At 50.5% G+C, this 14,063-nt stretch carries 9 protein-coding genes; 1 reads left to right on the forward strand and 8 read right to left on the reverse strand.

Features of this window, described 5'->3' with window-relative positions; translation table 11 throughout:
• Positions 1-58: 58 nt before the first annotated feature.
• The 8 genes from LCH85_03490 to LCH85_03525 form a co-directional block, all read right to left on the reverse strand.
• The gene (locus tag LCH85_03490) at positions 59-2,206 is read right to left on the reverse strand and encodes a PQQ-dependent sugar dehydrogenase (GenBank protein MCA0351038.1); all 2,148 of its coding nucleotides are present in this window, start codon (positions 2,204-2,206) and stop codon (positions 59-61) included.
• An 84-nt stretch (positions 2,207-2,290) separates the two neighbouring features.
• The gene (locus LCH85_03495) at positions 2,291-3,538 is read right to left on the reverse strand and encodes an acyl-CoA dehydrogenase family protein (protein ID MCA0351039.1); all 1,248 of its coding nucleotides are present in this window, start codon (positions 3,536-3,538) and stop codon (positions 2,291-2,293) included.
• A gap of 356 nt (positions 3,539-3,894) precedes the next feature.
• The gene (gene xylA, locus LCH85_03500; GenBank protein ID MCA0351040.1) at positions 3,895-5,043 is read right to left on the reverse strand and encodes a xylose isomerase; all 1,149 of its coding nucleotides are present in this window, start codon (positions 5,041-5,043) and stop codon (positions 3,895-3,897) included.
• A gap of 193 nt (positions 5,044-5,236) precedes the next feature.
• Positions 5,237-7,561 carry an alpha-xylosidase gene (gene yicI / locus LCH85_03505; protein MCA0351041.1) on the reverse strand — a complete coding sequence of 775 codons (2,325 nt, stop codon included), beginning with the start codon at positions 7,559-7,561 and terminating at the stop codon, positions 5,237-5,239.
• 193 nt (positions 7,562-7,754) lie between these two features.
• A complete protein-coding gene (locus tag LCH85_03510; protein ID MCA0351042.1) occupies positions 7,755-8,618 on the reverse strand; it encodes a carbohydrate ABC transporter permease in 864 nt (287 codons plus the stop codon).
• 1 nt (position 8,619) lies between these two features.
• Positions 8,620-9,513, reverse strand: a complete 894-nt coding sequence (locus LCH85_03515) for a sugar ABC transporter permease (protein ID MCA0351043.1) — start codon at positions 9,511-9,513, stop codon at positions 8,620-8,622.
• Positions 9,514-9,705: 192 nt separating this feature from the next.
• Entirely contained in the window at positions 9,706-11,040 is a 1,335-nt protein-coding gene (locus tag LCH85_03520; protein MCA0351044.1) for an extracellular solute-binding protein, read from the reverse strand.
• Between the two features lie 67 nt (positions 11,041-11,107).
• Positions 11,108-12,121: a LacI family transcriptional regulator gene (locus LCH85_03525; protein MCA0351045.1), complete on the reverse strand. Its 1,014-nt coding sequence runs from the start codon at positions 12,119-12,121 to the stop codon at positions 11,108-11,110.
• 412 nt (positions 12,122-12,533) lie between these two features.
• On the opposite strand from LCH85_03525, the gene LCH85_03530 reads away from it, so the two are divergent.
• A complete protein-coding gene (locus LCH85_03530) occupies positions 12,534-13,934 on the forward strand; it encodes an aspartate aminotransferase family protein (protein ID MCA0351046.1) in 1,401 nt (466 codons plus the stop codon).
• Positions 13,935-14,063: the final 129 nt, after the last annotated feature.

A 14,063-nucleotide genomic window follows, 5' to 3' on the forward strand; every position in this document is an offset into this window, starting at 1 on the left:
GCCCTTTGATGGTATCGATCAAAGGGCGTTGATGCCTATGGTTTTGGATTATGCTTGATTATTGATGATTTTTGCGCAAAATTGGCAAATAGAGCTGATAGGGGGTAAATTCTTCGTAGACTGCGGTGTAAGTCGTGGCGCTGGCAGGTGTCGTAAAGGTGCGTGGATTGCTGGTATTGTTATCGCTCCAGCGCACAAAACGCCACCAACGATTGCTATCAACATAGACTGGCGCAGTTACACGTAGGCTGTAGTTTTCCCACGAAATAAATGGATCATCGGCTTCGATCGGGTCGTTATTGACCACAAAATTGGCGTTAGCGTTCGGGGTTGAGGCCAAGGTCACATTGACTTTATGCGGTTGGATAGTTTGGGTGACGACATGGCTCAAACCGCTATCGTCAGTCGCAGTCAGCTCAAGCTCCAAATAGCTGTTGCTGGCCGCCAATAAATCTTCGGGGGCTGGTGCAGTAAAGCTAAAACTATTGGTGGTTGGTTGGGTCAAATAGGGGTGGGTATGGGTATCGTGATGCAAAATCACTTTCCACGATAAACCGCTGGCTGGCAATTGGCCTTGTTCGGCATCGCTGGCCTGTCCTCGCACTTGGATTGTTTGGCCAACCGCAAATTGGGCACTTGAGCTTGGTTGGGTGATGCTGGCATTCGGTGCAGTCGCCCCAACCCGCACAATTGCCTGGCTCACGTTCGATAAATCGCCGTTGCTGCCACGCAAATACAGGGTTGCAGTGTAGGTGCCATTGTTGGCGTAAGTGTAGGATGTGCTGGCCGTGTTAGTTTCGCGGCTCGTGCCATTGCCAAAATTCCACAAATAGCTTGCGCCGCTGCTCGGATTGCTAGCAGTAAAGGTCACGGCCAAGGGAGCCGCGCCAAAACTGGGGTTGGCCGTAAACGCTGAATTCAAGCTACTGCTACCATCATAGCTAATGCGGCGAATTTCGCCACCATTGGCATAGGTTGCGTAGAATAACGCTTGGCGACCGCCGTTGGGACCAAACGCCATATGCGTGACTGATCCAGGATCATCTGAGAAAGTTAGAACCGAATTGTAGGGTGCTTGGGCTGAAATCATAAAGATTTTGCCACAAACATAATCGCCAAACATATAGCCGCTGTAATTGCTGGGAAAAGTATTGGCGGGCACAAACGCGCCACCAGTGATCGAATTACAATTAATAAATGGTGCACCAGCATTGCCATGGCTATATTCATAAATTGGGTCAACCATATTGGCGGGCGTTGGCGAACATGGCCCCGTTGAATTATTGACCCGCGTACCTTCGCGACAATTCCAGCCATAATCCTTGCCTGCCACAACTTCATCGATTTCTTCGCGCACATTTTGGCCAACATCGTTGACAAACAAGCGCACGCCGCTGGCATTAGGATCGAAGGTCATACGGTAGGGATTACGAAACCCCCAAGCCCAGGTTTCTTGGCAAATTGTGCCGCTAGCAACTGAGCCAGTGTTACAACGCGCCGTGCCGCTGCCAGTAAACGGATTATCGCTAGGAATCGTGCCATCAGCATTGATCCGTAAAATTTTGCCAAGCAAGGTATGTTGTTCGCGTGAGGCATCATTTGCGCCACCACAGCCACTATCGAGATAATCGCAACCGCCATCGCCAACGCTAATATACAACTTGCCATCTTTGCCAAAGCCAAGATCGCCAGCATTGTGGTTGCCGTTGTACGACCCAATATTATCAATCAAGACCGATTCTGAGTTGATATCGAGTACATTATTGCTCCAGGTAAAGCGTGAAACTCGATTAACTGGATTAACGGTTGTGCTCTGACGAGGACAATTGTTCGAAGTTTGGTTAAATTTATTGAAGGTATAGTAGACATAGACATACGGACGACCACTGGTAAATTGCGGATCAACCGCGATGCCAAGCAAACCACGCTCAAAGTCGTAACAAACTCGATTGCCAAGGCTCATTACGGTGCGAGTGTTAGTGCCATTCCAGCTAAGCAATTCACCATTTTGCTGGGTAATTAACATTTCACCAGAGGGCAACCAAGTAAAGGCAGTTGGGGCATCGAGGCTACTGGTAGGGACAACTACGGTTTGGGTGAAGCCAGCTGGAACGGCAGCGGGGGAAAGCTCAGGATTTGATTGCTGAACAAATTGGGCAGAAAAACCTGAAAAGATCAGAACAACGATAATAATCCAACGCGACATACTTCCTCCTTAAAAACACGACCACCGCGAACAAGCTCAAAAACCCTTGCTCGCGGTGGTGTTCGCTCCGACAGCCAAGGCTGTTTAGGCGTTCCAAGCCTCTTCATCGTAGGCTGGTAGCTCACAGCGCAAAGGCTTGTTTTCACGCTCTGAGAGCGCAAAATCCGCTTGTAACAGTTCTTGCAACTCGCGGGTTCCTTCGTAAATTACCGCGCCACGGCTATTGCGCAAATAACGTTCGACTGGATACTCGTCACTAAAACCATAGGCTCCATGAATTTGAATTGCATCGTTGGCGCAGTTGAAACTTTCGACAGTAGCATGCCATTTGGCCAAGGTGGTTTCGCGGGTGTTGCGAATACCTTGGTTTTTGAGCCAGCCAGCGCGATAGCACAACAAGCGGGCAGTTTCCAACTTCAGCACCATATGGCTGATCATGCGCTTAACCAATTGATGTTGACCAATCGGCACACCAAAGGTTTCGCGCTCTTTGGAATACTTGACTGAAGCTTCTAAAGCAGCTTGGATCAAGCCAGTTGCTCCAGTTGCCACAGTATAGCGGCCATTATCGAGCGCCGTCATGGCAATTTTGAAGCCTTCGCCTTCTTCGCCCAAGCGATTGGCAACTGGTACGCGCACATTTTCGAATACGACGCTACCTGTGTTGCCAGCCCGCACGCCCAACTTACCATGAATTGGCATCGTTGAAACACCTTCAAAGCTGCGTTCGACGATAAACGCCGTCATGCCACGTTGCTTTTTGCCCTTGTCGGTGTAGGCTACCACCAAGAAATGGTCGGCCAAATCTGAGAGGCTAATCCAAGTTTTTTCGCCGTTGAGAATATAGTGATCGCCTTCGAGCACAGCGGTTGACTGCATACCAGCAACGTCGGTGCCAGCATTTGGCTCGGTCAGACAATAGGCGGCAATTTTTGCGCCAGTCGCTTGGGGTACAAGATATTTTTGCTTTTGTTCTTCAGTGCCCCATTGAAACACGGCCAACGAGTTGAGGCCAGTATGCACGCTGAGAATCACCCGCAGCGATGTATCAACCCGCTCTAATTCTTCACAAACGACTGCTAGCCCCAAATAATCGAAGCCTGCACCGCCATATTTTTGTGGTAGACACACCCCGAGAAAACCGAGTTCACCCATGCGTTTGATAATTGGCAACATATGCTCGGCAGTTCCGGCATGCTCACCAGCGCCCTTACGATCCCATTCTTGGATGTAGGGAGCGACTTCTTTTTCAGCAAAATCGCGCACAGTTTTACGCAGCATATCGTGCTGTTCATTCAGCAAAAACCCGTAATTTTCGGTCCAATCAATCATGGCTTGTTCTACCTCGTGTGTGCTGTATAGCTCGTTGTTTGCCCCATTGCAAGCAACATTGTAGCTCCTAGCATAGCATATCTTGGCAATTTGCGGGTAAGGCGAAAGAACAGAGAGCATAGAGCATAGAACATAGGGATTGGGGATCGGTTGTTGGGGGCTGGGGATCGGGCTGGACGCAGGGGCGATACAGCTATTGACTATTGGCTATTGGGATATTAGCCTAGGAAAATCTGTGAAATCTGTGGCTAAAATAACCGTCGTGCTCTTCGTGGATCAATAATTTGAACCCATGAAGAGCACAAAGCTGACTATTGACAGATATTTTTGCCTTTTGACTTCTGCCTTTTGCCTTTCTATCTCGCTCCCATCAACAACTCGAAGGTCAGTTGATCGAGCTTTTCGTAGCCGAGGCCGCGTTCGCCAAGCGCTTGGCGATCAAATTGATAGGCTTTGAGCGCAGCGGCACGTTCTGGCGTATAGCCACCACGGAATCGCTCAACATCAGCATTTGGGGCGTTGATTTGGGCTAATAGCGCTTGAATCTCTGGATCAGCATTGAAGCGCTGAACTTTTTCGACCAAAATTTGGTAGGTGCGCATACAACCACGGGCAAAATCTTTAACTCCCTCAAGATCTTCGCTGCGGTAAGCATGAGCATCGAAGTGCAATGGGCCATCGTAGCCAGCATCTTGCAGTAATTTCACCAAGAAAAAGCTTTGTTTATAGTTTTGCGCTCCAAAGCGATAATCTTGGTCGTAGCGGCCACTATTTTGATCGTTGAGGTCGATATGGAATAGTTTGCCAGCATCAAGCGCTTGGGCCACCGCATGGGTAAAATTCAAGCCAGCCATGGTTTCGTGGGCAACTTCTGGATTGACACCCACCATCTCTGGCTGATCGAGGGTCTGAATAAAGCCCAACATGGCTCCGGTGGTGGGCAAGAAGATATCGCCGCGTGGTTCATTGGGCTTGGCTTCCAAGGCGAAACGATAGCCATAGCCTTGGGCATTGCTATAGTCACACAAGAAGTTGAGCGCTTCGCGGAACCACTTCAAGCCTTCCAGCAGATTTTTTGAGGCATCGGTTTCGCTGCCTTCGCGGCCACCCCAAAACACATAGGTTTTCGCGCCAAATTCAGCGCCCAAATCCATGGCCGCCATGGTTTTTTGCAAGGCATAGGCCCGCACAGCCGGATCATTACTGGTAAACGCGCCATCTTTGAAGGCCGGATGGCCAAATAAATTGGTGGTTGCCATCGGCACAACCAAGCCAGTATCCTTGAGCGCTTGCTTGAAATCGGCCACAATTTGGGCTTTTTGGCTGGCGCTGGCATCAATCGGCACTAAATCATTATCGTGAAAATTTACGCCCCATGCCCCAACTTCAGCCAACAAATGGACAATTTCAACTGGCGAGAGGGTTTTGCGCACTGGCTCGCCAAATGGGTCGCGCCCAACATTGCCAACTGTCCATAATCCAAAGCTAAATTTATGTTGTGTCATGATTTAATTCCTTATGTTGCTCCACGAAGCATGCGAAGGATGAAACCACGAAGGACACGAAGAACGCTAAGAAGTGTTTTTCTAACGTTTTACAATTACCCACAGTGTCTTTTCATCCTTCAGTTCTGGCCCCTAAACCTTTTCCAATCCTCAACTTCTCTGTTCTATGTTCTGTGTTCTATGTTCTTACGCCCTACTTCAACTTGACCACCAACTTGGTGGCGTGATCAAGTGCGGTGAGCTGCACGCCGAGCGGATGTTGCTCGACTAAAGCGCCGTCGGCGCTGGCGACTTGTTGCACACCAACCAACACCACTTGCCAATCGCTGGCTTGGCCTTCTTGCACGATGCTGATCGTGTCACCATCGCGGCGGGCACTCCACGAGGCCGCAATATCGCCATTGGTTGCAGGAACCATAGTGTAGGCGGCTTGACCATCGCCCAATTGGTACAAATTCAGGGTCACGCCGCTGCTATAGTCGTAATCGGGGCGCTCGCTGTTGTTGCCAATCGCAATCAAGCTGTTGGGGCGAGCCAATAATGGCAGGCTCAACATGTCGTGAGTTTCGGTGACCCAGCGCGGGCCTTCAACCACCGCACCAGTCGTAATGTGCGTCCAGCGGCCAGCAGGCACATAGTAGGTCACCGTGTTGTCATAGGCGAATACTGGCGCAACCAACAACGAATCTCCCAACATATATTGGCGATCAAGGAAATCGCAGGTCGGATCGTTGGGAAATTCCAGCAACATGGCTCGCATCACTGGAATGCCACTGGTGGAAGCGGTCACAGCAGCACCATAAAGATAGGGCATCAAACGTGATTTGAGTTTGGTGAAGTAGCGCAGCACATCGACGGCTTCTTCATCGTAAATCCACGGCACGCGATAGGTGTGGTTACCATGCAAACGGCTGTGTGATGAAAGCATGCCAAAGGCAATCCAGCGTTTGTAAATTTCAACTGGTGGCATGCCCTCGAAGCCGCCAATATCGTGGCTCCAGAAGCCAAAACCTGAAAGCCCTAACGATAAACCGCCGCGCAAACTTTCAGCCATCGATTCGAAGGTCGATTCGCAATCACCGCCCCAGTGCACCGGGAATTGTTGGCCACCAGCCGTCGCCGATCGCGCAAACACCACCGCATCGTTTTCGCCGCGCTCAGTTTTCAACAAATCAAACACGGTTTTGTTGTAAAGATGAGTGTAGTAGTTGTGCATCCGCTGGGGATCGGAGCCGTCGAAATAGGCTACATCGATTGGAATTCGTTCGCCAAAGTCGGTTTTGAAGCAATCTACGCCCATATCGAGCAGGCTTTTGAGTTTGGCTGCATACCAAGCACAAGCAGCGGGGTTGGTGAAATCGACCAAGCCCATGCCTGATTGCCACATATCCGATTGCCAGACATCGCCGTTGGGCTTCTTGACCAAGTAGCCATGCTCCATACCTTCGCGGAACATCGCCGAGCGCTGGGCAATATACGGATTGATCCAAACACAAATCTTCAAGCCACGATCTTTGAGCCGCTTGAGCATGCCCTCAGGATCAGGGAAGGTGCGTGAATCCCATTCAAGATCACACCAGTGGAATTCGCGCATCCAAAAGCAATCGAAATGGAAAACGTGCAAGGGCAAATCGCGGTCGGCCATACCTTGGATAAAGCTGGTGACGGTTTGCTCATCATACGAGGTGGTAAACGAAGTGGTGAGCCATAAACCAAACGACCATGCTGGTGGCAAAGCGGGGCGGCCTGTCAAAGCAGTCAGTTTTTCCAGAATTTCCTTGGGCGTTGGGCCATAGATCACGAAATATTCGAGGCTTTGGCCTGGCACGCTAAATTGCACTCGCGAAACTTTTTCCGAGGCAATTTCAAAGGCCACGTTTTCGGGCTGATTGACGAACACACCATAACCACGATTGGTTAGGTAGAATGGCACATTTTTGTAGGCTTGCTCGCTGCCCGTGCCACCATCTTGGTTCCAAACATCGACTGATTGGCCGTTTTTGACGAAGGCGGTGAAGCGTTCACCCAAGCCATAGACTTGCTCACCAACTCCAAGCGATAATTGCTCATGCATAAATTCGCCAGCATCGGCCATGCTTATGTAGCCAACGCCTTTGCGGCCACTGCTGGTAATGCGGCGATTCTCAGCCCAAAAATTGATGCTCCAATCGCCAGTTTTGGGGATTTGCACGCTCAATTTGCCGCTGGTCAAGCGAAATTCTTGCTCATCTTCGCTAGTGCTCACGCTCTCATTAGCCGATTCGGCAATTGCGAAATTGGGGCCGAGTGAACGTTGGCCTTCAAAATGGGTAAGTTTGACCCGCACCACATCGGGCATGGGCGAGGAAAAACGGGCGGTAATTGTGCCTAGGTTCAGTGTATCGCCCCGATGATTGATGCGCTTGCCTGGCGCATAGACCGTCAGGGTTGTATCGTTAATCTGGCCATCATAGGCCTGTGATGCAAAGAGCGCATTAACGCCCTCACGCATCATCCAATATCCATCAGTAAATTTCATTGTTTAATCCTTATGTTGATCCACAAAGGACACGAAGGACGGAACCGCGAAGAACGCGAAGGTTGTTTTGGCCACAGATTGGCACAGATTTGTAGGATTATATTCCTGTGATCAATGGCCAACAGCCTGATCCCCAACCCCCGCCAACCGATCCCCAACTCCTATGCTCTATGTTCTATGCTCTATGCTCTGATCACTTCACACTACCTGCGGCGATGCCTTTGGTCAGAGTGCGTTGGAAGATCAAGAAGAAGATGAAGCAGGGCAGAATTCCCAACAAGGCTGAAGCGCTAGATAAGGTGGCTTCCATGTTGCGTTGGCCTTGCAGCACGCCCACCGCAATCGGCACCGTTTGGCGATCGTTGCTAATCAACAAAATCAACGGCAAGAAAAATTCGTTCCATGTCCAGATGAAAAAGAAGGTAAAGAGCACCGAGAGGGTTGGGCGGCTGACCGGAACAATAATCTTAAACAAGAGTTGCAGTTTGTTACAGCCATCCAACATTGCTGCTTCGAGCATCTCTTTGGGAAACGTGCTGAACACCGATGAGAGCAAATAGGTGCCAAAGGCGCTCTGAATCACCGAGAAAATCAAGATCACGACAAAGCGTGTGTTGTAGAGATCGAATTCTTTGGAGAGGTAGTACAACGGATAAACCAGTGATTCTTGGGGCAGGGTGTTGGCAACCATAAATAGAATCAACAGCCAAACGCGGCCTTTGATGCGGCCAATCCCAAGCGCAAAGGCATTCAGCAACGATAACAGCACACCGATCACCGCCACGCTCGCACTAATCAGCAAGCTATTGAGCAACTTCTGGCTATAATCGACCCGCTGCCAAAACTCGACGATCCCATCGATCGACCATGCGCTTGGCCAACTGAGCGGGCCGTTACTGGCATAATCAGTCGGAGTTTTGAAGGCATTGATCACCACAATTGCAAAAGGCAGCAGCACCACCAGCACTGCAATAATCAGCGCAGCCAAGACCAAGTAGCGGCCAAAGCCAGCCTGATGTGGTTTTTTAAGGGTCGATTTGATTGGTAGGCTGGTCATCTTAAAGCTCCTCGGCTGATTGGCGACGAATAAAGATGATCGTCAGCACAATGATGATCAAGGTCATGACGGTGGCAATCGCTGCGCCATAGCCAACATTGGCCTTCTCGAAGAAGTTTTGATAGGCAAAGTAGGAAGGAACCAAGGTGGCATTACCTGGGCCGCCACGGGTCAGCACATAAATTTGGCCAAAAACTTTGAGTGAGGCAATTGTGGTCGTTAGCAGCACCACAAAAATTTCAGGCCGAATCAGGTGAATCGTGATAAAGCGAAAGCGATCAAACCAGCTTGCGCCATCGAGCACCGCTGCCTCGTAAATCTCAGGATCGATGCGTTGCAAACCAGCCATGAAAATTACCAGCGGATAGCCTAGTTGGAACCAAACCATAATCATCATGACGCTAGGCAAGGCAGTTTGGCGATTACCCAGCCAGTTGCGGGTCAAATTTTCGAGGCCAAGCGTTTCGAGCAAGCCATTCAGCGCTCCATAGTTGGGGTGCAGAATCCAAGCCCACACCACGCCAGCAATCGCCACGGGCAAAATTTGCGGCAGATAAAAGGCTGCCCGAAAAAAGCTCGCCGTGCCAGAGCCAAATTTATTGCCAATGTAATCGTAGAGCACCGCTGCCAGCAATAAACCTAGCAAGGTTGGCACAATCGTCATAGCAATCAGCATCGCCAAGTTGTTACGGAATGATGCCCAAAAGGTGCTATCACGGAACAAGCGGGCATAGTTATCAAGCCCAGCCCATTTTGGCGTGCCGACACCCTGCCAGTTGGTAAAACTTGTGCCAATATTCATCAAGAAGGGAATGGCGATAACCATCACAAACAGAATCAAGCCAGGTAGCAAAAACCACCAGTAGCCGCTGTTTGTTGAACGTTTAAGCATCATTGCCGTAACCTTTCGATTGGAAGCTAGAACGTTGATCAGGGGTCAGGGGCTAGGGGTCGGGGGTCAGAATCGCTATGCTTTTCCCCTAAATCCTAGCCACAAGACCCTATTTATTGTCAGAGGCGAGGGTTAAGGGATGAGACTGACGATTAATGTCCTAATCCCTAGCCCCTGACCTCTGACCCCTACTCCTTACTTCCCTAACGTTGCCCGATTTTCTTGATATGGAATAGCGATTGCATCGAGCATTTCGCTGGGTGTTTTAGTCCCATCGATCAATTCTTGAACGTTGGCAACCAAGACATCGTAGAAACCTGGGGCTGGCCAGTCGGGGTAGAAGGCTAAGCCATCGGCCTTGGAAATTGCATCGAAGTTTTGGATCAATTCTTTGTTCTTTTCGTTGGTAATTTTGCTCACGTCGGCGTTGACTGGCACACCACCAGAATTACCTAACAAGGTCTGAATGTCTTGGCTCATCGTGATATCGATGAAATCGTAGACCAGATCTTTGTTTTTGGCATTGGTTGGCACCGCCCAGATGTTACCGCTTGAGCCTGGGTGCAATTTGTTGCCTGGAAACAAGAATGTGCCCCATTCAAAGCCCTTGATTTCGTCGGTGAAGCGACCGTACCACCAGCTACCCGAAATCATGATTGGGAATGTGCCATTGGTGAAGGCCACGCCCATATCTTCGGCTTTGATCCCAGTGGCATCTTTGCTGATATAGCCTTTGCTGACCCATTCAGCCATTTTTTCTGCGCCATAGGTAAACTCAGGGCCACGGAAATCGACATCGCCTTGATAGAGTTGGAAGGCATTGACGAATTCGCGATCAGCTTGGCTAAGCACCAATTCATAGAAAATCTGTTGGGCGGGATATTCAGCAGCACCGACTGAGAGTGGCGTGACCCCTTGTTGCACAAAGGCATCCATCACGGCTTCGAATTCGGCCAAGGTGGTTGGCACTTGCAAATTGGCTTTGGCGAACATGTCTTTGTTGTAATAGACCATGACATATTCGGCATAGTTGGGCACGCCAAACCATTTGCCAGCGCCCATCACGCCTTTTTCATCGTAGCGGGCGGTGGTTTGCAAGCTGGAGCTAAGCAATTTATCCCAACCGCGTTGGGTCGCCACCTCGGAAAGATCGGTCAGCAAGCCTTGGGTTGAAAGCAAGCCAGCGGTTGCATTACCTTTGTTGTATTCCAAAATATCGGGAGTTTCATCGGAGTTGAGCACCATGCCAGCGGTTTGGCGAATTTGCTCGAAGCCTTTTTCTTCAAACTGAATCGTTACGCCAGGGTGTGATGCTTGAAATTGTTTGATTGACTCGGCCCAAGCGATACCCATGGCACTATTAGCACCTTCGTAGTGCCAAAGTTTGATGGTGCGTGGCTCGTTGCTGGTGGTGGTGCTGCCGCTTGGCGCAGTGGTAGCGGTCTCAGAGCCGCAAGCCGCCAAGATGCTGGTGATCAAAACCAAGAGTAGCATAAAAGAGAGTCGGAACGTTGACTTCGATGTGGACATCTGTGTCCTCCTTGGGAGCGTTACCATAGTCATTGTTAATTTCAGCCGACGAGTGAGCGGTGGTGAACTATCGTTCTGTGCGCCGTGCTTGACCGGTACTGCCGCGCACAACTAATTGACATGGCAAAAGTGCTTGGGGCAACTCGCGATCTTGGGCTTCGAGTTGTTGGATGAGTAAATCGACCCCCAACGCCCCAAGCTCGGCGATTGGTGGTTCTAAAGTCGTCAGGGTTGGCAAGGTCATTTCGGCAACCCGCGCCGAAGAAACCAGCGAAATCAGCGAAATATCGTCGGGAATGCTCCAGCCACGTTCGCTGACAGCTTGAATGATGCCTGGAATTGCCCGTTCATTCATCACAATCAAGCCACTCAAAGCTGGATGATCGGTTAAAAGTTGGTTGAAGGTTTCGTAGCCTGCGGCAACTGAATCGTGGCAAAAGCTGCTCACGCCGTGTAATTGAGCGGCAGCAATCGCCTCATTGAAGCGTTGCGCCACCCGCACGGTCGGTCCGTAGCCAGCTTCAAATGCCTCTTGTGAATGATTGATAAAGCCAATTTGGCGGTGGCCAAGCTCAGCGAGGCAATTGACTGCGAGTTGGGTCGTCCGATCAAAATCAATATCAACATAGCTCATGCCTATGCTTTCGGCACAGCGCCCAATCATGCTGAAGGGAAATTCAAGCTCGCGCAGTAATTCAATCCGTGGATCATTGAGGTGGACTTCCATCACCAACACGCCATCGACAAGGCCTTGTTGCAAGAGTTGGCGTAGCTCGCTGGAATCGGTGGGCAACGACCATAAAACCAAGTGGTAGCCTTTATTGCGAGCCGCTTCCGCCGCACTGGTAACAAACTCAAGCTCAGTTAAGCCTAAGCCACGTTCAGGCGTGGGGAAAAGCAGGGCGATAATTTTGCTACGCTTGCTGGCCAAACCGCGAGCTAAGGCATGCGGCTTGTAACCCAGCTCCTCCATCGCGGCATAAATCCGCTGGCGGGTTTCTTCAGAGATCGGCCTCGTTCCATTGAGTGCATATGAGACGGTGCTGAGCGCAACCCCGGCCCGTTTCGCGACATCGACCATCGTTGGCACAATGCCCCCCGTTCTCGCTTGTGGCGGTTAGCTTAGTTTATCGAAGCGTGTAGTCGAAACGCATAGTCGAAACGCTTCGATGAATACTATACAAAACCTCAGCGCGATTGTCAAGCAGAAGTAGGGGTCAGGTTTCAGGGGCTAGGGGCTAGGGGTTGGGGATCTGATTTAACACAGAGGCGCAGAGCGAAGTAGGGCTAAAGGCTATTGTTTTGGATCATTTGAAATCCAAGAAAATGTTCTGCTAGCCCATAGCCTCATAGCCTATAGCCACTTCTCCTTCGTGCACTTCGTGTCCTTCGTGGATCATAATTGGTCGGCTTAAATGCTCTAAAGTGGTGCTTAACCAAGCCACTTGCATTTGCTATGCTCAAGCTAGTTCTGAATTAATTGAGGTAGCCCAATGCATCCAGTTTTAGCTCACGATGCTGCTCAAATCGACCAAATTTTAGCCCAGACCCTTGCCACTGCCAAACAATTTCTCCACGATTTACCACAGCGTCCGGTTGGAGTTGCGCCGCAAAGCCACCAACCAAGCCAATTGCCAAGCGCTGGATTAGGAGCCGAACAAACGCTTGAGCATTTTTTGGCACGCTACAGCGATACATTAACTGGTAGCACTGGCCCACGTTACTGGGGCTTCGTCACTGGCGGCGCAACTCCGGCAGCACTGGCAGGCGATTGGCTGGTCAGCACCTTCGATCAGAATCCAAGTGGCACAACCGAAACTGCCGCAATTCGCGTTGAAAACGAAGCCATCAGCATGTTGCACGAACTCTTTGGCTTGCCCACGAGCTTTAGTGGCGCATTCGTTTCTGGGGCAACCATGGCCAATTTTGTCGGCTTGGCAATTGGGCGGCAATGGGCGGCCCAACAACTCAACCACGATGTTGCCCGTATGGGTTTGTATGGGCTTGCGCCAATTCCAGTTTTGAGCGGCGCACCGCACTCAAGCATTTACAAGGCTATGTCGATGTTGGGCATGGGTCGCCAACAGCTACAAACAATCGCCTTGCAGCCCGAACGCGAGGCGGTTGATATCGCAGCATTACGTCAAGCACTTCAAGCCTTGCCAGCGAACCAACCTGCGATCGTTGTTGCCAATGCAGGCACGGTCAATAGTGTCGATTTTGACGATCTTATGGCAATCGCGGAACTCAAGCAGGAATTCAATTTCTGGTTGCATGTTGATGCGGCTTTTGGTGGTTTTGCCGCCTGTTCGCCGCGCTTTGCCCATTTAGTGCGTGGGCTTGAGCAGGCCGATTCACTGACGATTGATGCCCACAAATGGCTCAACGTGCCGTATGATTCAGCCATGCAATTCACCCGCCATCGTGCCTTGCAAGTTGAGGTGTTTCATAATAGCGCCGCTTATCTTAGCCCAATTGGTGAAAATCCAGGCTTTTTTCATCGCACGCCCGAAAATTCACGCCGTTGGCGAGCGCTGCCAGCATGGTTCACGCTGATGGCCTATGGCTCGGCTGGCTATCAAGAAATGGTTGAGCGCGATTGCGATTTAGCCCAATTGCTGGCTAGCCATATCAGCGATTCACCGTTGTTTCGCTTGGTCGCGCCTGTGCGCATGAACGTCGTTTGTTTCAGTTTGGCGTGCAATCCTGATAGCGCTACAATTCAGGCTTATCTTGATGCAGTACGGGCTAGCGGAGCAGTTTTTATGACCGCAACCGTCTATGCTGGACAACCAGCGATTCGCGCAGCCTTCTCAAATTGGCGCACTACCACCGCCGATGTTGAGCTGGCTTGGCAGGCAATGGAACGGGTAGCAAGAGAACATAGAGCATAGAACATAGAACATAGGAGTTGGGGACTGGGGATCAGATTTTGACACAGAGGCGCAGAGCAATAAGGGCTATCGGCTATGGGCTATCGGAGAATCTATCGGTATTAATAGACAGCGCCAGAAAAAGATACA

This window comes from Chloroflexota bacterium, from assembly GCA_020161265.1.
GTDB lineage: Bacteria > Chloroflexota > Chloroflexia > Chloroflexales > Herpetosiphonaceae > Herpetosiphon.

Bases quoted from the DNA above. Each gene is read 5' to 3' on its own strand.
- LCH85_03520 (MCA0351044.1), bottom strand. From the start codon at position 11,040: ATGTCCACATCGAAGTCAACGTTCCGACTCTCTTTTATGCTACTCTTG.
- LCH85_03515 (MCA0351043.1), bottom strand. From the start codon at position 9,513: ATGATGCTTAAACGTTCAACAAACAGCGGCTACTGGTGGTTTTTGCTA.
- LCH85_03525 (MCA0351045.1), bottom strand. From the start codon at position 12,121: ATGGTCGATGTCGCGAAACGGGCCGGGGTTGCGCTCAGCACCGTCTCA.
- LCH85_03495 (MCA0351039.1), bottom strand. From the start codon at position 3,538: ATGATTGATTGGACCGAAAATTACGGGTTTTTGCTGAATGAACAGCAC.
- LCH85_03510 (MCA0351042.1), bottom strand. From the start codon at position 8,618: ATGACCAGCCTACCAATCAAATCGACCCTTAAAAAACCACATCAGGCT.
- LCH85_03490 (MCA0351038.1), bottom strand. From the start codon at position 2,206: ATGTCGCGTTGGATTATTATCGTTGTTCTGATCTTTTCAGGTTTTTCT.
- yicI (MCA0351041.1), bottom strand. From the start codon at position 7,561: ATGAAATTTACTGATGGATATTGGATGATGCGTGAGGGCGTTAATGCG.
- LCH85_03530 (MCA0351046.1), top strand. From the start codon at position 12,534: ATGCATCCAGTTTTAGCTCACGATGCTGCTCAAATCGACCAAATTTTA.
- xylA (MCA0351040.1), bottom strand. From the start codon at position 5,043: ATGACACAACATAAATTTAGCTTTGGATTATGGACAGTTGGCAATGTT.